Raw genomic sequence first — 20,092 nt, 5'->3', positions numbered from 1 at the left:
GGCTTTATGGTCAATGCCATTTTTTGCGCCCACGGCAAATTAGCCTGCGCCATGCTGGAATCGGTTCAGATGGTGTACGGCGATGCCAGGGTCGAGGCCGTTGAATTTGTGCCCGGCGAGAACGCCGGAGACATTGTGGCAAAGCTGGAGAAGTTAGTGAGCATTCACAATCATGACGAGTGGCTAATCGCCGTGGATTTACAGTGCGGCAGCCCGTGGAATGCGGCAGCGATGCTTGCGATGCGCAATCCTCGTCTGCGGGTAATCAGCGGCCTTTCTCTGCCGCTGGCGCTCGAACTGGTTGATAACCAGGACAGCATGAATATTGATGAACTGTGTGAACACCTGACGCAAATCGCAAAGCAAATCTGCGTCGTCTGGAGACAGGTGGCAACAGCGGAGGAGGATTTCTGATGAACATTACGCTCGCCCGCATTGATGACCGCCTGATCCACGGCCAGGTCACTACCGTCTGGTCTAAGGTGGCTAACGCCCAACGCATTATTATCTGCAATGACGAAGTTTATAACGATGAAGTTCGCCGGACATTATTGCGTCAGGCTGCGCCACCGGGAATGAAGGTTAACGTGGTCAATATTGAAAAAGCCGTCGCGGTTTATCACAACCCGCAATATCAGGACGAAACCGTTTTTTATCTTTTCACTCGCCCACAAGATGCCTTAGCAATGGTTCGCCAGGGGGTAAAAATAGGTACCCTGAATATTGGCGGTATGGCCTGGCGTCCTGGTAAGAAACAGTTAACCAAAGCAGTTTCATTAGATGACGATGATATTAACGCATTTCATGAGTTAAATAATCTTGGCGTCATACTGGATTTACGCGTCGTAGCGTCAGATCCCTCAATCAATATTATCGACAAAATAAACGAACAGTTAATCGCAAATTAAATAATAGCGCCTGTGTACATATGCTTTAACAGGCAGGGATGATGACACTTAAAAGGTGACAAATCATGGAAATAAGTACCCTACAAATTATTGCTATATTTCTTTTTTCCTGTATTGCCGGAATGGGCAGCGTGCTGGATGAATTTCAGACTCATCGTCCGTTAATTGCCTGTACGGTGATTGGTTTAATTCTCGGTGATTTAAAAACCGGAATTATGCTCGGTGGTACGCTGGAATTGATAGCTCTCGGCTGGATGAACGTCGGCGCGGCGCAATCTCCGGATTCTGCACTCGCCAGCATAATCTCCGCCATTCTGGTTATCGTTGGTCAGCAAAGCATCGCCACCGGAATCGCCATCGCGTTGCCTGTGGCTGCGGCAGGCCAGGTGCTGACGGTGTTTGCCCGTACCATCACAGTAGTGTTCCAGCACGCGGCGGATAAAGCAGCAGAAGAGGCGCGGTTTCGCACTCTCGATATTCTGCATGTCTCCGCGCTTGGCGTGCAGGCGCTGCGCGTTGCTATTCCGGCACTGATTGTCTCGCTGTTCGTCAGCGCCGATATGGTGAGCAATATGCTGAGCGCCATTCCCGAATTTGTGACCCGTGGACTGCAGATTGCTGGCGGTTTTATCGTGGTGGTCGGTTACGCCATGGTGCTTCGCATGATGGGCGTGAAATATTTGATGCCTTTCTTTTTCCTCGGTTTCCTCGCAGGTGGCTACCTCGATCTCAGTCTGCTGGCGTTCGGTGGCGTCGGCGTGATCATGGCCCTGCTCTACATCCAGTTAAATCCACAGTGGCGTAAAGCTGAACCACATCCCCAGACCACCACTATCACCGCCCTTGACCAACTTGATGATTAACGGAGCCATCATGGAACAGAGAAAAATTACACGCAGCGATCTGGTGAGCATGTTTCTGCGCTCCAACCTGCAACAGGCATCCTTTAACTTTGAACGTATTCACGGGCTGGGTTTTTGCTACGACATGATCCCCGCCATCAAACGACTTTACCCATTAAAAGAGGATCAGGTTGCGGCGCTCAGGCGACACCTGGTGTTCTTCAATACCACGCCAGCCGTATGTGGCCCGGTCATCGGCGTCACTGCCGCCATGGAAGAGGCGCGAGCCAACGGCGCGGAAATTGATGACGGTACCATTAACGGCATCAAAGTCGGCCTGATGGGACCGTTGGCAGGTGTTGGCGATCCACTGGTCTGGGGAACGCTGCGCCCGATTACCGCCGCGCTCGGCGCATCTCTGGCACTTTCGGGCAACATTCTCGGCCCCCTGCTGTTCTTCTTTATTTTCAATGCAGTACGTCTGGCAATGAAATGGTATGGGCTGCAACTGGGCTTTCGTAAAGGGGTGAATATCGTCAGCGATATGGGCGGTAATTTGCTGCAAAAACTGACCGAAGGCGCGTCGATTCTCGGGCTGTTTGTAATGGGCGTACTGGTGACCAAATGGACATCGATCAACGTGCCGTTAGTGGTTTCACAAACGCCTGCCGCCGATGGTGCCACCGTCACTATGACCGTACAGAACATTCTCGACCAGCTTTGCCCTGGATTGCTGGCGCTCGGTTTGACGCTGCTGATGGTACGTCTGCTCAACAAAAAAATTAACCCGGTATGGCTGATTTTCGCCCTGTTTGGTTTAGGGATTATCGGTAATGCGCTGGGCTTCCTGTCCTGATTCTTCGCCCCGGCACGACTGCCGGGGTCATCGCTCAACATGAGGTGGTTTATGAAAACAACAGCTCTGCGTCTTTATGGCAAACGTGACCTGCGTCTGGAAACCTTTGACCTTCCTGAAATGCAGGAGGATGAAATCCTCGCGACGGTGGTCACTGACAGCCTGTGCCTCTCTTCCTGGAAAGAGGCCAATCTGGGGGAAAACCATAAAAAAGTACCCGACGATGTGGCGACCAATCCCATCATCATCGGCCACGAATTTTGCGGCGATATTCTGGCCGTGGGTAAAAAGTGGCAGCACAAATTCCAGCCGGGTCAGCGTTATGTGATTCAGGCCAACCTGCAACTCCCCGACCGCCCGGACTGCCCCGGCTACTCCTTCCCGTGGGTAGGCGGCGAAGCGACGCATGTGGTTATTCCCAACGAGGTCATGGAACAAGATTGCCTGCTGGCATACGACGGCGAAACCTATTTTGAAGGCTCGCTGGTTGAACCGCTTTCCTGCGTGATTGGCGCGTTCAACGCCAACTATCATCTTCAGGAAGGTAGTTATAACCACACGATGGGGATTCGCCCGCAAGGGCGCACGCTGATCCTCGGCGGCACCGGACCAATGGGACTGTTGGCGATTGATTATGCGCTGCATGGACCCGTTAACCCGTCGCTGCTCGTTATTACCGATACCGACAACGACAAATTGAGTTATGCGCGCAAGCACTATCCATCAGAACCGCAAACACTGATTCATTATCTCAATGCCACCGATGCAGCATTTGATACGTTAATGGCGCTGAGTGGCGGTCACGGCTTCGATGATATTTTCGTCTTTGTGCCTAATGAAGGACTGGTGACTCTCGCCTCTTCCTTGCTGGCGACAGATGGTTGCCTGAATTTCTTCGCCGGACCGCAGGATAAACATTTCAGCGCGCCAATTAATTTCTACGATGTGCATTATGCATTTACCCACTACGTGGGCACGTCAGGCGGCAATACCGACGACATGCGCGCGGCGGTCAAACTGATCGAAGAGAAAAAAGTGCAGGCCGCAAAAGTGGTAACACATATTCTTGGGCTGAATGCCGCGGGCGAAACCACGCTTGAATTGCCTGCCGTCGGCGGCGGGAAAAAACTGGTGTATACCGGGAAATATCTGCCGCTGACATCACTCACGCAGATTCAGGATGAAGAACTGGCGGCGATTCTGGCGCGTCATCAGGGAGTCTGGTCCGGCGAGGCGGAGCAGTACCTGCTCGCCCATGCAGAGGCGATTTCCCATGATTAATCGCGATACTCAACTCTGCATGTCGCTGGCCGGCCGCCCCGGTAACTTCGGCACGCGTTTTCACAATTATCTTTATGAATAGCTGGGGCTGAATTTCATCTATAAAGCGTTCACCACCCAGGATATTGCAGCGGCGGTGAAAGGGATTCGCGCGTTGGGTATTCGCGGTTGCGCTGTGTCGATGCCGTTTAAAGAAAGCTGCATGCCTTTTCTCGACGCGATCGATCCGTCGGCGAAGGTCATTGATTCCGTGAATACCATCGTGAATGACGACGGCAGGCTGACCGGGTTTAACACCGACTATATCGCGGTGAAAAGCCTGATTACCCACCACCAGCTCAATACCACCACGCGAGTGATGATTCGCGGCAGTGGCGGCATGGGCAAAGCGGTGATTGCCGCCTTTCGCGACGCGGGGTTTACGGATGTTATCATTGCCGCCCGCAACCGCGAGAGCGGCCCGGCGCTGGCGAAGCAGTATGGGTTTCAGTGGCAACCGCAGCCGGAAGGCATCGCCTGCGACATTCTGGTCAACGTGACGCCCGTTGGCATGAGCGGCGGTAAAGAGAGCCATGAGCTGGCCTTCAGCGAAGCGATGGTCTCAACGGCAAGCGTCGTTTTTGATGTCGTGGCCTTGCCGCCGGAAACGCCGCTCATTCGCCTGGCGCAACGGCTTGATAAGCAGACGATTAGCGGTGCGGAGGTGATTGCTTTACAGGCCGTCGAGCAGTTCGCAATGTATACCGGCGTACGGCCTGATGCGCAACTGATTGCTGAGGCGGCACAATTTGCACGAGAAGGATAAGAAACATCAGCGCCTTGTTTGCCACGCCAGAAGCAATGCGCAACATCGTGAGCCATGTCAGTAAGCGGTTAAAATCACAGTGGTAGCATGGCTCCCGTGATTTCTTACTAACCGGAGAAGTAATGGAACTGCTTTTATTGAGTAACTCGACGCTGCCGGGTAAAGCCTGGCTGGAACATGCGCTGCCGCTGATTGCTGAACAGTTGCAGGGTCGCCGTTCAGCGGTATTTATTCCTTTCGCTGGCGTAACGCAGACCTGGGATGATTACACAGCGAAAACGGCTGCGGTTCTCGCTCCGCTGGGTGTTTCTGTCACCGGTATTCATAGCGTTGTCGATCCCGTTGCCGCGATTGAAAATGCTGAGATCGTGATTGTCGGCGGCGGGAATACTTTCCAGTTGCTGAAACAGTGCCGCGAGCGCGGGCTGCTGGCACCAATTACTGACGTGGTGAAACGTGGCGCGCTGTATATTGGCTGGAGCGCAGGCGCTAACCTTGCTTGCCCAACCATTCGTACCACCAACGATATGCCGATTGTCGATCCGCAAGGTTTCGATGCGCTGAATCTGTTCCCGTTGCAAATCAACCCGCACTTCACCAACGCGCTGCCGGAAGGCCATAAAGGTGAAACGCGTGAGCAGCGTATTCGCGAACTGCTGGTCGTCGCGCCAGAACTCACAATTATTGGTCTACCGGAAGGTAACTGGATCACGGTGAGTAAAGGTCACGCTACGCTGGGTGGCCCGAACACCACTTATGTGTTTAAGGCTGGTGAAGAAGCGGTTCCGCTGGAAGCGGGTCACCGTTTTTAAATGAATTGCCGGATGCATGATCCGGCATCTTGTTCATCGTGCCTGATGCGACGCTTTACGCGTCTTATCAGGCCTACAGGGTCACGGTATTAATACTCGTCCCGTCCTTCGTCTTCATCCGGCTGTTCCAGCACACTGTAAGCCACCGAACAAAACAGCGAGTTCAGACGCTGCATATCTCCCAGTAAGCCTAAATGTAGCGAACTGGTTTCAATGCTTTGCACGTTTTGCTGATGCAGGCGATCGACGTGAGCATGGGAATAACGGCGATTAAGAATGCGAAAGCGATGCTTGCTGCGGCGCAAACGACGGGCGCTGGTAACATCGCCAGAGAAGAAAACCGACATTGCCAGTTTTAAATTACTGAGCAATTGCTCATAGAGCGCATCCAGTTCCTTCAAGCCATCAAGCGAAAATGCCCGCCGTGCTGCCAGCGATTTATCGGCAATTTCGCTCCCCATGCGCTCGACGATATCGGAGGCCTGTTCAAGGTTGAGCGACATTTCGATGATCTCCGCCCAGCGGCGCGACTCTTCCTCCGCCAGCTCTTCTTTTGGCATCCGCGCCAGATACAGCTTAATGGCGGTATAGAGAACGTTGATATCATCTGCCAGCTTACGCAGCTCTTTCTCCTGCCGTGGCTCGCCGTGCATCACTTTATTCAGCCCTTCCATCATCTGTTCCATCGCGTCACCGATGCGCAGTGTTTCACGGGCGGCATTCGCCAGAGCAAGAGTCGGAGTATCCAGCGCACTAACGTCCAGATGTTTTGGTTTCAGATGGGCATCCAACTCAGGTTCATCGCGAATAATCGTTTTGCAAAATCGCGCCATTGGATCGACAAACGGCAGCATGACCAGGCAACGAACGAGGTTGTAGAAGACGTGGAAATAGATCACCAGTTCCGCTTTTGGCAAAGGCAGTTTATCCATTGATTCAGCCAGAACATGGACAAATGGCAGGATAATCAAGCTCCCCACCAACTTAAACAACAAACTACCCATCGCAACACGGCGAGCGGCGGCATTGGCGGCACTGTTGTTGAGCATCGCCAGCAGGCCGGAACCGAGGTTGGCTCCGATTACCAGACAGAGCGCCACCGGGAAGGAGATGATGCCTGCGGCGGTCAGAGTCGCGGTCAGCAGTACAGCAGCAAGGCTGGAGTAGCTGATAATGGCGAACATCGCGCCAATCAGCGCATCCAGCAGAATATCGCCAGTCAACGAAGCAAAGATCACCTGAACGCCGTTTGCCTGGGTGATCGGCGTTACAGCCTGCACAATCAACTCCAGCGCCAGCAAAATCAGCCCAAGACCAATACCGACGCGGCCCAGTTGCCCGGCGCGTGACTGTTTGCGTCCGAGGAAAAAAATCACGCCAATAAAAATGAGCAGCGGTGACAACCAGGATAAATCGAAGGTGAGGACCCGCGCCATTAGCGCCGTCCCGACATCAGCCCCCAGCACAATCACCAGCGCAGGCGCGAGAGCAACCAGATCCTGAGCGACGAACGAGGTCACCAGCATGGTGGTGGCATTACTGCTCTGCACCAGTGCGGTAACGCCGATCCCCGCGCAAAAGGCGAGCGGTTTTTTTTCGACGCTCCGGCTAAGGACAGTACGCAGACGCGCGCCGAAGACGCGCATTACGCCTGTTCGAACAATATGAGTCCCCCAGACCAGCAGGGCGACGGCAGAAAGCAGGTGAAGCAAAGTTAGCACGGAATCAGGTTCTCCTTTTTGTTATGCATTTTCCTGTTAAGATTTTTCTAATCACGTTGTTTTTATCCAGGCATTTCTCTTGTATGTACTTTCAGTATAAGAGATTTATACAAGAAAGCATTTAAAAAGGCATTTATATAAAAATCCACCTGTATCTGTTGCTATTTCTGTCACACTTTCCCCTGTCGTTTACACCAGATAATCGTTGTCACTTTTGTGACCTCTGAGAAGATAAACAACGAAATATTTAAGACCAGATCCTGTGAATGAAAATAATTAAGTAACAACGGTATTACGGAGATTGAACAGCTTACGGTAGCAAAACGCATAAACTCCTGAATCGCCAAAAAAGAGAAACTAAATAATTCTTGTCTTAAAAAACATTGCGCAGAAAAGAATAAAGAGAACAATAATACTATTTGTAGCGTAACAGTGGCGACTGCATAAGCGTAAAAACCGCCTTCAACACCGATATCCTTAAGTAAAGAAAGTGAATGAACGATATCGGAATAAAAAGGGATACGACCATTACCAAGCGAGTAGAACAAATATGTGGCTATCGCGATAACATCCATGACACCCCAAAAAAGAAGAATGTATTTTTTATATTGACGTTGCATAAAGTAAATCCTTTTTACGAAAACAAATATTACCAGGAATTATTATAATTGCGGGCGTTTTTGGATTAACACTCCACCCGTATTTTTAAAAATCCTGTCAGCCATACCTTCACTAAACAAGACATCGATACGCCCTTTACTTTTATCGTGATACAGAATACTGCATGAGATACACCTTATACCCTCTTTGGATTTACGAAAATCTAACCAAAAACGACCATCATAAAATACCCACTCCACACCTGTTTTTATATTAATTATCCAATCATTATAACCTGTTGGTTTTTTTCCTAATAGTTCAGTAACTTCGGACTCTGAACATCCTTCGAAAGCAAAAAAATCTATTTCATCGATTTTTATCATGTTCAATAATCCATTATTTATGACATTAAAAACCGGGGCAAATACCCCGGTGTTATCACTTACTCGGCATCATACCCCAGATTCGGTGCCAGCCAGCGCTCAACATCTGAGACGCTCATTCCTTTACGGCGGGCATAGTCTTCGACCTGGTCGCGCTGAATTTGCGCCACCGCGTAGTACTTGCTGTCCGGGTGGCTGAAATACCAACCCGAAACCGATGCACCGGGCCACATGGCGAAGGATTCCGTGAGTTTCATGCCGGTATGTTTTTCCACTTCCAGCAGCTCCCAGATGGTGGCTTTTTCCGTATGTTCCGGGCAGGCCGGATAGCCCGGTGCCGGGCGGATGCCCTGGTAGTTTTCGCGGATCAGCTCTTCGTTGCTGAGGTTCTCGTTCGGCGCATAGCCCCAGTAGACTTTACGCACACGCTCATGAAGATACTCCGCAAAGGCTTCCGCCAGGCGGTCGGCAAGCGCTTTCACCATGATTTTGTTGTAATCATCATGCTGTGCTTCAAAGGCATCAGCCAGTGCGTCCTCTTCCAGCCCGCCAGTCACGGCAAATGCGCCGATGTAATCTGCTTTACCAGAAAGCTTCGGCGCAACGAAGTCAGCGAGACAGTAGTTAGCGAAGCCGGTTTTTTCGGTCTGTTGGCGTAGATGGTGGCTGACATTAATCACATGGGTACGCGTTTCGTCACGGTAGATTTCAATGTCATCGCCCACACGGTTTGCCGGGAACAGGCCCACCACACCACGCGGGTTCAGCATTTTTTCGGCGCTTAATTTATCCAGCATGTCGTTGGCGTCTTTAAACAGCCGCTGCGCCTCAACACCTACCACTTCATCTTCCAGAATGCGCGGATACTTCCCGGCCAGCGACCAGGTCATAAAGAACGGCGTCCAGTCGATGTAATTACGCAGCGTTTCGATGCTGGCTTCGACTTCCTGCACACCGAGACGGTGCGCCACCGGCGGCGTGTAAGCCTGCCAGTCAAAAGCGAAGTCGTTATCACGCGCCGCTTCCAGCGTGACCGGTGGTGTGCGTGGTTTCTTTCGTCCGTGCTGAATACGCACGGTTTCGTACTCCTTGCGGGTACGAGCAACGAAATCATCACGCTGAGTGTCGGAAAGCAACGCCGCCACCACACCAACGGTGCGTGAAGCGTTCTGCACATACACCGTCGGGCCGCTGTAGTTCTGCTCAATTTTCACCGCCGTGTGCGCTTTTGAGGTGGTCGCGCCGCCAATCAATAGCGGAATGGTGAAGCCCTGACGCTCCATCTCTTTCGCCACGTTAACCATCTCGTCCAGCGACGGAGTGATCAGCCCCGAAAGGCCAATCAAATCAGCATTCACTTCTTTGGCGGTACGCAGGATTTTTTCCGCAGGCACCATCACGCCGAGATCGACAATTTCGTAGTTGTTGCATTGCAGCACCACGCCAACGATATTTTTACCGATATCGTGGACGTCACCCTTCACGGTGGCGATCACCATCTTGCCGTTGGTTTTGCCCTGCTCTTTGCTGGCTTCAATAAACGGTTCGAGGTAGGCCACCGCCTGCTTCATCACGCGCGCCGATTTCACCACCTGTGGCAGGAACATTTTCCCTTCGCCAAACAGGTCTCCGACCACGTTCATGCCGTCCATCAACGGGCCTTCAATCACTTCAATCGGGCGCGTAGCCTGCTGGCGGGCTTCTTCGGTATCCTGCTCGATAAACTCGGTAATGCCTTTGACCAGCGAGTATTCCAGACGTTTATTCACTTCCCACGAGCGCCACTCCGCCTGCTGGGCGTTAGCGGTGTCGTCGGTTTTGCTGCCGCGGTATTTCTCGGCAAGCTCCAGTAAACGCTCAGTGCCATCGTCGCGACGGTTAAGAATCACATCTTCCACCGCGTCGCGCAGTTCAGCGGGTAGGTCGTCGTAAATCGCCAGTTGCCCGGCGTTGACGATCCCCATATCCATGCCATTGCGAATAGCGTAGTAGAGGAACACCGCGTGAATGGCTTCGCGCACCGGATCGTTGCCACGGAATGAGAAAGAAACGTTAGAAACGCCGCCGGAAATCAGTGCGTGCGGCAGTTCACGTTTGATGTCTTCACACGCGCCGATAAAGTCCTGCGCGTAATTGTTGTGCTCTTCAATGCCAGTTGCGACCGCGAAGATGTTCGGGTCAAAGATGATATCTTCTGGCGGGAAGCCAACCTCTTCGGTGAGGATTTTGTACGCCCGACGGCAAATCTCGATTTTCCGTGCGCGGGTATCGGCCTGGCCCTGTTCGTCAAAAGCCATTACCACGACTGCCGCACCGTAGCGACGCAACAGTTTCGCGTGATGGATAAAAGCGTCGACGCCTTCTTTCATCGAAATAGAGTTAACAATGCCTTTGCCCTGGATACACTTCAGACCTTTTTCAATGACATCCCATTTTGAGGAGTCGATCATAATCGGCACGCGAGCGATATCCGGTTCACCGGCAATCAGATTGAGAAAACGCACCATCGCCGCTTCGGCGTCGAGCATCCCTTCATCCATATTGATATCGATAATCTGCGCGCCGTTTTCCACCTGCTGGCGGGCCACATCCAGTGCCTCGCTGTATTTCTCTTCTTTGATCAGGCGCTTGAACTTAGCGGAACCGGTGACGTTGGTGCGTTCACCCACGTTCACAAACAGGCTATCTTCGCCAATGTTCAGCGGCTCCAGGCCGGACAAACGGCAGGCTACGGGGATTTCCGGCAGTTTGCGCGGCGCTAATCCTTCTACTGCACGACTCATCGCTGCAATATGTTGTGGCGTGGTGCCACAGCAGCCGCCGACGATATTGAGAAAACCCGCTTGCGCCCATTCACGTATCTGTTTTGCCATCGTGTCGGCGTCGAGATCGTACTCACCAAAGGCGTTGGGTAGCCCGGCGTTCGGGTGCGCGGTGACGTAGCATTCCGCAATCCGTGACAGCTCCTGCACGTACTGGCGCAGTTCGTCTGGCCCCAGCGCACAGTTAAGGCCGAAAGTCAGCGCTTCGGCGTGGCGCAGAGAGTTATAAAACGCTTCGGTGGTCTGCCCGGAGAGCGTGCGCCCGGAGGCGTCGGTGATGGTGCCGGAGATCATAATCGGCAGCTCAACGCCCAGCGCTTCAAACTCCGTTTTCACCGCAAAAACCGCCGCTTTGGCGTTAAGGGTGTCGAAAACGGTTTCGATCAGGATCAGATCCGCACCACCTTCCACCAGCGCTTTGGTGGATTCGCGATAGGCCGCCACCAGCTGGTCAAAAGTGATGTTGCGGAATGCCGGATCGTTGACGTCCGGAGAAATAGACGCCGTGCGGTTGGTCGGGCCGAGAACACCGGCAACGTAGCGCGGTTTCTCCGGCGTGCGCGCGGTCCACTCATCAGCACAGGCGCGCGCCAGTTTCGCCGCCGCAAAGTTGATTTCCGCCGACAGGGATTCCATCTGGTAATCCGCCATCGCAATGGTTGTGGAGTTGAAGGTGTTGGTTTCGATGATATCCGCGCCCGCTTCAAAGTAGGCGTTGTGGATAGCGGCGATCACTTCCGGTTTACTGAGTACCAGCAGGTCGTTGTTGCCTTTGAGGTCGCATGGCCAGTCGGCAAAGCGTTCACCACGAAAATCGGCTTCGTTCAGTCGATAGCTCTGGATCATGGTGCCCATACCGCCGTCCAGCACCAGAATACGTTCATTTAACTGCGCACGCAGTTGTTCCACTTTGCTGCTCACACTTGCTCCCGACACGCTCAACCCAGATTTAATAAAAATTCAACAAACCATACTGGCATAAACGCATCTGTGGTAAAAGCGACCACCACGCAACATGAGATTTGTTCAACATTAACTCATCGGATCAGTTCAGCAACTATTGCATTAGCTAACAATAAAAATGAAAATGATTTCCACGATACAGAAAAAGGAGACTGTCATGGTCGCACCCATTCCCGCGAAACGCGGCAGAAAACCCGCCGTTGCCACCGCACCAGCGACTGGACAGGTTCAGTCTTTAACGCGTGGCCTGAAATTACTGGAGTGGATTGCCGAATCCAATGGCAGTGTGGCACTCACGGAACTGGCACAACAAGCCGGGTTACCCAATTCCACGACCCACCGCCTGCTAACCACGATGCAACAGCAGGGTTTCGTACGTCAGGTCGGTGAACTGGGACACTGGGCAATCGGCGCACATGCCTTTATGGTCGGCAGCAGCTTTCTCCAGAGCCGTAATTTGTTAGCAATTGTTCACCCTATCCTGCGCAATCTAATGGAAGAGTCTGGCGAAACGGTCAATATGGCGGTGCTTGATCAAAGCGATCATGAAGCGATTATTATCGACCAGGTACAGTGTACCCACCTGATGCGAATGTCCGCGCCTATCGGCGGTAAATTACCTATGCACGCTTCCGGTGCGGGTAAAGCCTTTTTAGCCCAACTGAGCGAAGAACAGGTGACGAAGCTGTTGCACCGCAAAGGATTACATGCCTATACCCACGCAACGCTGGTGTCTCCTGTGCATTTAAAAGAAGATCTCGCCCAAACGCGCAAACGGGGTTATTCATTTGACGATGAGGAACATGCGCTGGGGCTACGTTGCCTTGCAGCGTGTATTTTCGATGAGCACCGTGAACCGTTTGCCGCAATTTCTATTTCCGGACCGATTTCACGTATTACCGATGACCGCGTGACCGAGTTTGGCGCGATGGTGATTAAAGCGGCGAAGGAAGTGACGCTGGCGTACGGTGGAATGCGCTGACTTTTTCGCCTCTGATTTATACGAATCGAACGCTAAACCGCTGCCTGCGCCGATACGCATAAACATCTTCCACATGCCCTTCACGAATGCGGTTTTGTAGTGCGCGCCAGTAATCAGCGCGGAACAGGTCGGCGTGCATCTCTTCAAACAGCGGACCAATACGCGGGTCGGCACATAGCCAGTGGCGAAACTCTTCCGGGAAAACATCGCCCGGCGAGACGCTGTACCACGGTTCGCTGGCAAGTTCGTCCTCCGGGTAGCGCGGCGGTGGGATGTCGCGGAAGTTCACTTCCGTCATGTAGCAAATTTCGTCGTAATCATAAAACACCACACGCCCGTGACGGGTGACACCAAAGTTTTTAAACAGCATGTCGCCAGGGAAAATGTTAGCGGCGGCAAGCTGGCGAATAGCGTTACCGTACTCTTCAATGGCGTCGCGCAGCTGCTGACCTTCCACTTGTTCCAGCCAGATATTGAGCGGCACCATCCGCCGCTCGATATAAAGATGGCGAATCACAATTTGTTCGCCGAGATCGGTGATTTTTTCCGCTGCTTCCTGGAGCAGTAATTCCATTAATGCCGGGGAAATATGCCGCTTCTCCAGCACAAAGTTTTCAAACTCCTGGGTGTCCGCCATTCGGCCCACACGATCGTGCTCTTTCACCAGTTGGTAGCAGGCACGAACGTGAGCGGCAGACATCTCTTTCTGCGGCGCGAACCTGTCTTTGATGACTTTGAAGACCCGATCAAAACCCGGCAACGTAAACACCAGCATCACCATGCCACGAATACCCGGCGCTTCAATGAACTGCTCATTACAGCCCTGTAGATAAACGAGATATTCGCGGTAGCTTTCGGTTTTAGCGTGCTTCTGGCAGCCGATAGCCATATACAATTCAGCGGTGGTTTTACCTGGCAGAATTTCCCGTAGCCACTCGACCAGCGCTGCGGGCAGCGGTGCATAAACCATAAAATAAGAACGCGCAAAGCCAAAAACAATGCTCGCTTCGGCGGTCGTCGTCAGGCAAGTATCAATAAATAACTCGCCGTCGTCCGTCTGGTGGATCGGCAGCAAAAATGGCAATGTGCCGGAAGGCGTGATCAGTTTGCCCACCAGCCAGGCGGCTTTATTGCGGTAAAACAGTTCGTTCGCCACCTGTAAATGACTTTCCGCGAGGTTGTCTGTCCCCAGCGTTTCCGTCAGATGGCGAACGATGTAATGAATGTCACGGCTTTTATTCTGCCAGCGCAGACGCAACGGCAGGTCGCTGATAACACGCATCAGCAGAGATTCCCAGCCGTGATCGGGGTGAAAGTCTTTCGCCAGCGGGCGCGGAATGGTACGAAAACGGCGCTCTGGCTGGGAGCTAAAGATAAAAAGCCGCTCGGGAGTAAGCGAGCGGTGGTCAAATAACCGACAGTACACGGAGTTAAAAAAGCTCTCCGCAATCTCGAAGCGCGGGTAATCCGGCAACAGCCGCGTGTAATGCTCTTTGACGCGCAGTAAAAATGCCGCGTCCGTGCTTTGGCCGTTGGTAATGCAGCGCAGTTGCTCCACCACCAGACCCACGTGATGATCGTAAAGATGGATACGGTTTTTCATCGCCTGCTGGACAGCATGCCAGTCGGCCTGTTCGAAACGCTGCTGCGCCCCGGAAGTCACTTCGAGGAATCGACCATACTGAGCATCGAAGCCTTGCAAAATGGTTTGTGCAATCAGTAATTCCAGGCCACGCGGCATTTAGCGCCCTCATCAGGAGCAGAGAATTGCCGGATGCGGCGTAAATGCCTTATCCGGCCTACAGTCAGCAACGTTTGTAGGTTGCTTAGAACTGCGATTCTTCAGTGGAGCCGGTCAGCGCGGTGACTGAAGACGTGCCGCCCTGAATAATGGTCGTCACTTTATCGAAGTAACCTGTACCCACTTCCTGCTGGTGAGATACGAAGGTATAGCCATCTTTCGCGGCGGCAAATTCCGGCTGCTGCACTTTCTCAACGTAGTGCTTCATACCTTCGCCCTGGGCATAGGCGTTTGCCAGATCGAACATGTTAAACCACATGCTGTGGATGCCTGCCAGGGTGATGAACTGGAACTTGTAGCCCATATCCGACAGCTGCTGCTGGAAGCTGGCAATAGTTTTGTCGTCGAGGTTTTTCTGCCAGTTGAACGACGGCGAGCAGTTATAAGCCAGCAGTTTGCCCGGATATTTCGCGTGGATGGCTTGTGCAAAGCGACGCGCCAGTTCCAGATCCGGCGTGGAGGTTTCACACCATACCAGGTCAGCATATGGCGCATACGCCAGGCCACGGCTGATCGCTTGTTCAATACCTGCATGAGTACGGAAGAAGCCTTCGCTGGTACGCTCGCCGGTAATAAATTCGCTGTCATATGGGTCGCAATCGGAGGTAATCAGATCCGCCGCATCGGCATCGGTACGAGCAACCAGCAGGGTTGGAACGCCCGTCACGTCAGCTGCCAGACGCGCCGCGACCAGTTTCTGAATAGCTTCCTGAGTTGGCACTAAAACTTTGCCGCCCATGTGACCGCATTTCTTCACTGATGCCAGCTGATCTTCGAAGTGAACTGCCGCTGCACCGGCTTCAATCATCGCTTTCATCAGTTCAAAGGCATTCAGGACACCGCCAAAACCGGCTTCCGCATCGGCAACGATCGGCAGGAAGTAATCGACATAGCGCGGATCGCCCGGCTCAATGCCTGCGGACCATTGGATCTGATCCGCACGGCGGAAGGTGTTGTTGATCCGCTCCACCACAGCTGGCACCGAGTTTGCCGGATAGAGCGACTGATCCGGATACATGCTGGCCGCCAGGTTAGCGTCCGCCGCTACCTGCCATCCCGACAGATAGACTGCTTCAATACCCGCTTTCGCCTGTTGCAGCGCCTGACCGCCAGTCAGTGCACCGAGGCTGTTGATGTAGCCTTTTTTCGACTCGCCGTGCAGCAGACGCCACATTTTCGCCGCACCCAGTTGCGCCAGCGTGCATTCAGGATTGACTGAACCGCGTAATTTCACCACATCTTCCGCGCTGTACGGGCGAGTAATGCCTTCCCAACGCGGTTGAGTCCACTCTTTCTGTAATTCTTCAATTTGTTGTGTACGGGTTTTCATGTGCAGATGCTCCATAGTTATGTGGTGGTTTACGCTAACAGGCGGTAGCCTGGCAGGGTCAGGAAATCAATTAACTCATCGGAAGTGGTGATCTGTTCCATCAAACGTGCGGCATCGTCAAAACGCCCCCGGGAGAAACGTTCTTCGCCCAGTTCGCTGGCAATGACTTTCATCTCTTCGCCCAGCATCTGGCGGAACAAGGCTTTGGTCACCGGTTTGCCATTGCTCAACGTTTTTTGATGATGGATCCACTGCCAGATTGAGGTACGGGAAATTTCAGCCGTCGCCGCATCTTCCATCAGGCCATAAATCGGCACGCAGCCGTTGCCGGAGATCCATGCTTCGATGTACTGCACAGCCACGCGAATGTTGGCGCGCATACCTTCTTCGGTGCGTTCACCATCACAAGGTGCCAGCAGCTGATCGGCAGTAATCGGCGCGTCTTGTTCGCGCATCACTTCAAGCTGATTTTTACGGGAGCCGAGAATGTCGTTGAATACCGCCATTGCCGTATCCGCAAGGCCTGGGTGGGCAATCCATGTGCCATCGTGACCGTTATTAGCTTCCAGCGATTTATCCGCTTTTACTTTGTTGAGCACCTGGTTATTGCGCTCTTCATCTTTGCTCGGAATAAATGCCGCCATACCGCCCATCGCAAAAGCACCGCGTTTATGGCAGGTTTTAATCAACAGGCGTGAGTAAGCATTCAGAAATGGTTTATCCATCGTCACTGCCTGTCTGTCTGGCAGGACGCGATCGGGATAGTTTTTCAACGTTTTGATATAACTGAAGATGTAATCCCAACGACCGCAGTTCAGACCAACAATATGGTCACGCAGCGCGTGAAGGATTTCGTCCATCTGGAACACGGCGGGCAGCGTTTCAATCAGCAACGTCGCCTTGATGGTGCCGCGCGGCAGATTAAAGCGATCTTCTGCATAGCTGAAGACTTCGCTCCACCAGGCCGCTTCCTGCCAGGACTGGGTTTTCGGCAGATAGAAATAGGGACCGCTGCCCTTTGCCAACAGTGCATGATAGTTGTGGAAGAAATAGAGCGCAAAATCAAACAGGCTACCGGGGATTGCCTCACCACGCCAGGTGACATGTTTTTCCGGCAAGTGCAGACCGCGTACCCGACAAATCAACACCGCTGGATTGGGCTTGAGCTGGTAAATTTTGCCTGCTTCATTGGTATAGCTGATGGTGCCGTTAACCGCATCGCGCAGGTTAATTTGCCCGTCGATCACTTTGTTCCAGTCCGGGGCCAGTGAATCTTCGAAATCGGCCATAAAGACTTTCACATTGGCGTTCAGTGCGTTGATCACCATCTTGCGCTCAACCGGGCCGGTAATCTCTACCCGACGATCTTGTAAGTCCGCGGGAATACCACGAATTTTCCAGCCAGCATCACGAATGGAAGCTGTTTCCGAAATAAAATCAGGCAACGTTCCGTTATCGATATCCTGCTGCTGCTGAATGCGCGCTGCCAGAAGTTTATTGCGTTGTGGCGTAAAATGCGTCACCAGCTCAGTCAGAAATTCTACCGCTTCGGCAGTAAGAATTTGCTTCTCCTGCTCGCCATACGGCCTTATGAAAGCCAGTTCATCGGTTGTTGTTGCCTGTTCAGTCATCGTGCAGCTCCTCGTCATGGATCCGAAAACTTCCCCACTGTGAACGAAGGATCGTTGTGCGCTTTTCGTTCAGCACAACTAAGACTACTCATTTAAAATGCAAAATCAAAAACAATTTCCATTTTAATTAAAAATACTTGATAACTTATTGATAACAATATGAATAAATTTTATTCACCTACTGAGGTGCGTTTCGGAAATAAAAAAGGCACCCGAAGGTGCCTGAGGTAAGGTGCTGAATCGCTTAACGATCGACTATCACAGAAGATTAATCCAGCGTTGGATTCATGTGCCGTAGATCGTATGGCGTGATCTGGTAGACGTAATAGTTGAGCCAGTTGGTAAACAGCAAATTACCGTGACTACGCCAGCTCGCTCGCGGTTTGTTTTGCGGATCATTGTGCGGGAAATAGTTATACGGTACTTCCGGGTCTAGTCCGGCTTCCACATCGCGGAAATATTCCTGCGCCAGCGTTTGCGCATCATATTCGGGATGGCCCGTCACAAAGGCAATGCGCTTATCTTTGCTGGCAAACAGATATGCATCCCCTTCTTCCGTCTCTGCCAGAATTTCCAGATCGGTGTAATCACGAATCAACGCTGCCGGAAAGTCAGCATAGCGCGAATGCGGTGCCAGGAATGAATCATCAAAGCCACGCGTCAGAAGCGCATGAGGATGGAGAATATGATGCTCGTAAACGCCAGAGAGTTTGTCGGTGCGGGTTTGCTTAGGGATGCCGTAGAGGATATTGAGCGCGGCCTGGACCGCCCAACAGACAAACAGCGTCGAGGTGACGTGATCTTTCGACCACTCCAGCACCTGTTTGATCTGCGGCCAGTAAGCGACATCATTAAACTCCACCAGGCCCAGCGGCGCGCCGGTAACTATCAGACCATCAAAGTTTTGTTCCTGAATATCTTCAAAGTTACAGTAGAAGTTATTCAGATGCTCTGCGGGCGTGTTGCGCGATTCACGGGAATCGATGCGCAACAGCTGAATATCGACCTGCAAAGGTGAGTTTGAAAGCAGGCGCAGAAACTGATTTTCAGTTTCGATCTTCTTCGGCATCAGGTTAAGGATAAGCACCTTTAGCGGACGAATTTCCTGACCAGACGCACGAGAAGTTGTCATCACAAAAACGTTTTCTTCACGCAAGAAATTGACGGCGGGTAGCTCGTCCGGCACACGAATCGGCATAACCTGATTACCTCACTACATACGCTTATACGTTTAGACATCCAGATAGCTAAAGATAACCAGAAAATTTGCCAATGTCGAGCCTGCATGTTGAAGGTGAGAAAGTTTCAAGGAAAAGGCTACGTTAGAATATAAGAATGACGAAAAGGAGAGAAAATGGTTATTAGTATTCGCCGCTCACGGCATGAGGAAGGGGAGGAACTCGTTGCGATTTGGTGTCGTTCTGTCGATGCCACTCACGATTTTTTATCAGCAGAGTATCGGGCCGAGCTGGAGGAGCTAGTTCGTTCCTTCCTGCCGGAAGCGCCGTTGTGGGTCGCGGTTAATGAGCGGGATCGGCCGGTTGGGTTTATGTTGTTAAGTGGGCAGCATATGGATGCGCTGTTTATCGATCCTGATGTGCGCGGCTGCGGCGTGGGTCGGATGCTGGTGAAGCATGCGCTCTCAATGGCCCCGGAACTGACAACCAATGTTAATGAGCAAAATGAGCAGGCGGTTGGGTTCTATAAGAAGGTGGGTTTTAAGGTTACGGGACGCTCTGAGGTGGACGATTTGGGGAAACCGTATCCATTGCTGAATCTGGCATATGTGGGGGAATAAGCTGCCCCCTATCGTGCTATCGTGCCTGCGTAAGCTGGAGCAGACGCGCCAGCGTCGCATCCGGCATTTTTTCTGCGCCAATGCAAAAAGGCCATCCTGACGGATGGCCTTTCGCTTAATTTGATGCCTGGCAGTTCCCTACTCTCGCATGGGGAGACCCCACACTACCATCGGCGCTACGGCGTTTCACTTCTGAGTTCGGCATGGGGTCAGGTGGGACCACCGCGCTAAGGCCGCCAGGCAAATTCTGTTTTATCAGACCGCTTCTGCGTTCTGATTTAATCTGTATCAGGCTGAAAATATTCTCTCATCCGCCAAAACATCTTCGGCGTTGTAAGGTTAAGCCTCACGGTTCATTAGTACCGGTTAGCTCAACGCATCGCTGCGCTTACACACCCGGCCTATCAACGTCGTCGTCTTCAACGTTCCTTCAGGACTCTCAAGGAGTCAGGGAGAACTCATCTCGGGGCAAGTTTCGTGCTTAGATGCTTTCAGCACTTATCTCTTCCGCATTTAGCTACCGGGCAGTGCCATTGGCATGACAACCCGAACACCAG

Annotated in this window: 16 protein-coding genes, 2 rRNA genes and 1 pseudogene; 9 read left to right on the top strand and 10 right to left on the bottom strand. The window is 52.4% G+C overall.

What is annotated here, in order from left to right; genetic code table 11:
* The first annotated feature begins 6 nt into the window (after positions 1 to 6).
* From ACJHX7_RS20530 to pepE, 7 genes and pseudogenes are all read left to right on the top strand, one after another.
* Positions 7 to 414, top strand: a complete 408-nt coding sequence (locus ACJHX7_RS20530) for a mannose/fructose/sorbose PTS transporter subunit IIA (protein ID WP_000245623.1) — start codon at positions 7 to 9, stop codon at positions 412 to 414.
* On the top strand, positions 414 to 908 hold the full coding sequence (locus tag ACJHX7_RS20525) for a PTS system mannose/fructose/N-acetylgalactosamine-transporter subunit IIB (protein ID WP_001027853.1): 495 nt from the start codon (positions 414 to 416) through the stop codon (positions 906 to 908). Before ACJHX7_RS20530 ends, ACJHX7_RS20525 begins: the two co-directional genes overlap by 1 nt.
* Before the next feature lie 65 nt (positions 909 to 973).
* Positions 974 to 1,771: a PTS mannose/fructose/sorbose transporter subunit IIC gene (locus ACJHX7_RS20520; RefSeq protein WP_000406332.1), complete on the top strand. Its 798-nt coding sequence runs from the start codon at positions 974 to 976 to the stop codon at positions 1,769 to 1,771.
* A gap of 10 nt (positions 1,772 to 1,781) precedes the next feature.
* Positions 1,782 to 2,606 carry a PTS system mannose/fructose/sorbose family transporter subunit IID gene (locus tag ACJHX7_RS20515; RefSeq protein ID WP_000437897.1) on the top strand — a complete coding sequence of 275 codons (825 nt, stop codon included), beginning with the start codon at positions 1,782 to 1,784 and terminating at the stop codon, positions 2,604 to 2,606.
* A 51-nt stretch (positions 2,607 to 2,657) separates the two neighbouring features.
* Positions 2,658 to 3,887, top strand: coding sequence for an L-sorbose 1-phosphate reductase (sorE, locus tag ACJHX7_RS20510; protein ID WP_000858564.1), 1,230 nt, complete (start codon positions 2,658 to 2,660; stop codon positions 3,885 to 3,887).
* Positions 3,880 to 4,692: pseudogene (locus ACJHX7_RS20505) on the top strand (shikimate 5-dehydrogenase). The gene sorE and the pseudogene ACJHX7_RS20505 overlap by 8 nt, the downstream one beginning before the upstream one ends.
* Positions 4,693 to 4,814: 122 nt before the next feature.
* Complete coding sequence (gene pepE / locus ACJHX7_RS20500; protein ID WP_000421763.1) at positions 4,815 to 5,504, top strand: dipeptidase PepE; 690 nt, start codon at positions 4,815 to 4,817, stop codon at positions 5,502 to 5,504.
* An 89-nt stretch (positions 5,505 to 5,593) separates the two neighbouring features.
* On the opposite strand, the gene ACJHX7_RS20495 is transcribed toward pepE, so the two are convergent.
* The 4 genes from ACJHX7_RS20495 to metH all read right to left on the bottom strand — a co-directional run bounded on the left by ACJHX7_RS20495 (position 5,594) and on the right by metH (position 11,951).
* The gene (locus ACJHX7_RS20495) at positions 5,594 to 7,225 is read right to left on the bottom strand and encodes a Na/Pi cotransporter family protein (protein ID WP_094030393.1); all 1,632 of its coding nucleotides are present in this window, start codon (positions 7,223 to 7,225) and stop codon (positions 5,594 to 5,596) included.
* A 170-nt stretch (positions 7,226 to 7,395) separates the two neighbouring features.
* Entirely contained in the window at positions 7,396 to 7,845 is a 450-nt protein-coding gene (locus ACJHX7_RS20490) for a hypothetical protein (RefSeq protein WP_001189562.1), read from the bottom strand.
* Between the two features lie 42 nt (positions 7,846 to 7,887).
* The gene (locus tag ACJHX7_RS20485) at positions 7,888 to 8,208 is read right to left on the bottom strand and encodes a hypothetical protein (RefSeq protein ID WP_052925210.1); all 321 of its coding nucleotides are present in this window, start codon (positions 8,206 to 8,208) and stop codon (positions 7,888 to 7,890) included.
* A 59-nt stretch (positions 8,209 to 8,267) separates the two neighbouring features.
* Positions 8,268 to 11,951 (bottom strand): methionine synthase, encoded by a 3,684-nt coding sequence (gene metH / locus ACJHX7_RS20480; protein WP_094030394.1) that lies wholly within the window; start codon positions 11,949 to 11,951, stop codon positions 8,268 to 8,270.
* A gap of 199 nt (positions 11,952 to 12,150) precedes the next feature.
* Between metH and iclR the strand changes: the two genes are divergently transcribed.
* On the top strand, positions 12,151 to 12,975 hold the full coding sequence (iclR, locus tag ACJHX7_RS20475; RefSeq protein ID WP_000226403.1) for a glyoxylate bypass operon transcriptional repressor IclR: 825 nt from the start codon (positions 12,151 to 12,153) through the stop codon (positions 12,973 to 12,975).
* Between the two features lie 16 nt (positions 12,976 to 12,991).
* On the opposite strand, the gene aceK is transcribed toward iclR, so the two are convergent.
* From aceK to metA, 4 genes are all read right to left on the bottom strand, one after another.
* Positions 12,992 to 14,716: a bifunctional isocitrate dehydrogenase kinase/phosphatase gene (aceK, locus tag ACJHX7_RS20470; protein WP_001137238.1), complete on the bottom strand. Its 1,725-nt coding sequence runs from the start codon at positions 14,714 to 14,716 to the stop codon at positions 12,992 to 12,994.
* 85 nt (positions 14,717 to 14,801) lie between these two features.
* The gene (gene aceA, locus ACJHX7_RS20465; protein ID WP_000857856.1) at positions 14,802 to 16,106 is read right to left on the bottom strand and encodes an isocitrate lyase; all 1,305 of its coding nucleotides are present in this window, start codon (positions 16,104 to 16,106) and stop codon (positions 14,802 to 14,804) included.
* A gap of 29 nt (positions 16,107 to 16,135) precedes the next feature.
* The gene (gene aceB, locus ACJHX7_RS20460) at positions 16,136 to 17,737 is read right to left on the bottom strand and encodes a malate synthase A (protein WP_094030395.1); all 1,602 of its coding nucleotides are present in this window, start codon (positions 17,735 to 17,737) and stop codon (positions 16,136 to 16,138) included.
* A 268-nt stretch (positions 17,738 to 18,005) separates the two neighbouring features.
* Positions 18,006 to 18,935 carry a homoserine O-succinyltransferase gene (metA, locus tag ACJHX7_RS20455; RefSeq protein ID WP_001122786.1) on the bottom strand — a complete coding sequence of 310 codons (930 nt, stop codon included), beginning with the start codon at positions 18,933 to 18,935 and terminating at the stop codon, positions 18,006 to 18,008.
* Positions 18,936 to 19,091: 156 nt separating this feature from the next.
* Between metA and ACJHX7_RS20450 the strand changes: the two genes are divergently transcribed.
* On the top strand, positions 19,092 to 19,535 hold the full coding sequence (locus ACJHX7_RS20450) for an acetyltransferase (protein ID WP_000236990.1): 444 nt from the start codon (positions 19,092 to 19,094) through the stop codon (positions 19,533 to 19,535).
* 125 nt (positions 19,536 to 19,660) lie between these two features.
* Here the strand turns inward: ACJHX7_RS20450 and rrf are convergent.
* Both rrf and ACJHX7_RS20440 read right to left on the bottom strand, forming a co-directional pair.
* Positions 19,661 to 19,776 (bottom strand): 5S ribosomal RNA (rrf, locus tag ACJHX7_RS20445).
* 94 nt (positions 19,777 to 19,870) lie between these two features.
* Positions 19,871 to 20,092, bottom strand: a 23S ribosomal RNA gene (locus ACJHX7_RS20440); the annotation flags it as partial.

It is taken from the genome of Escherichia sp. WS1451 (assembly GCF_046487365.1).
GTDB lineage: Bacteria > Pseudomonadota > Gammaproteobacteria > Enterobacterales > Enterobacteriaceae > Escherichia > Escherichia coli.
Note: the sequence above shows the minus strand (reverse complement) of the source record. Positions and strands in the feature narration are given on the sequence as shown.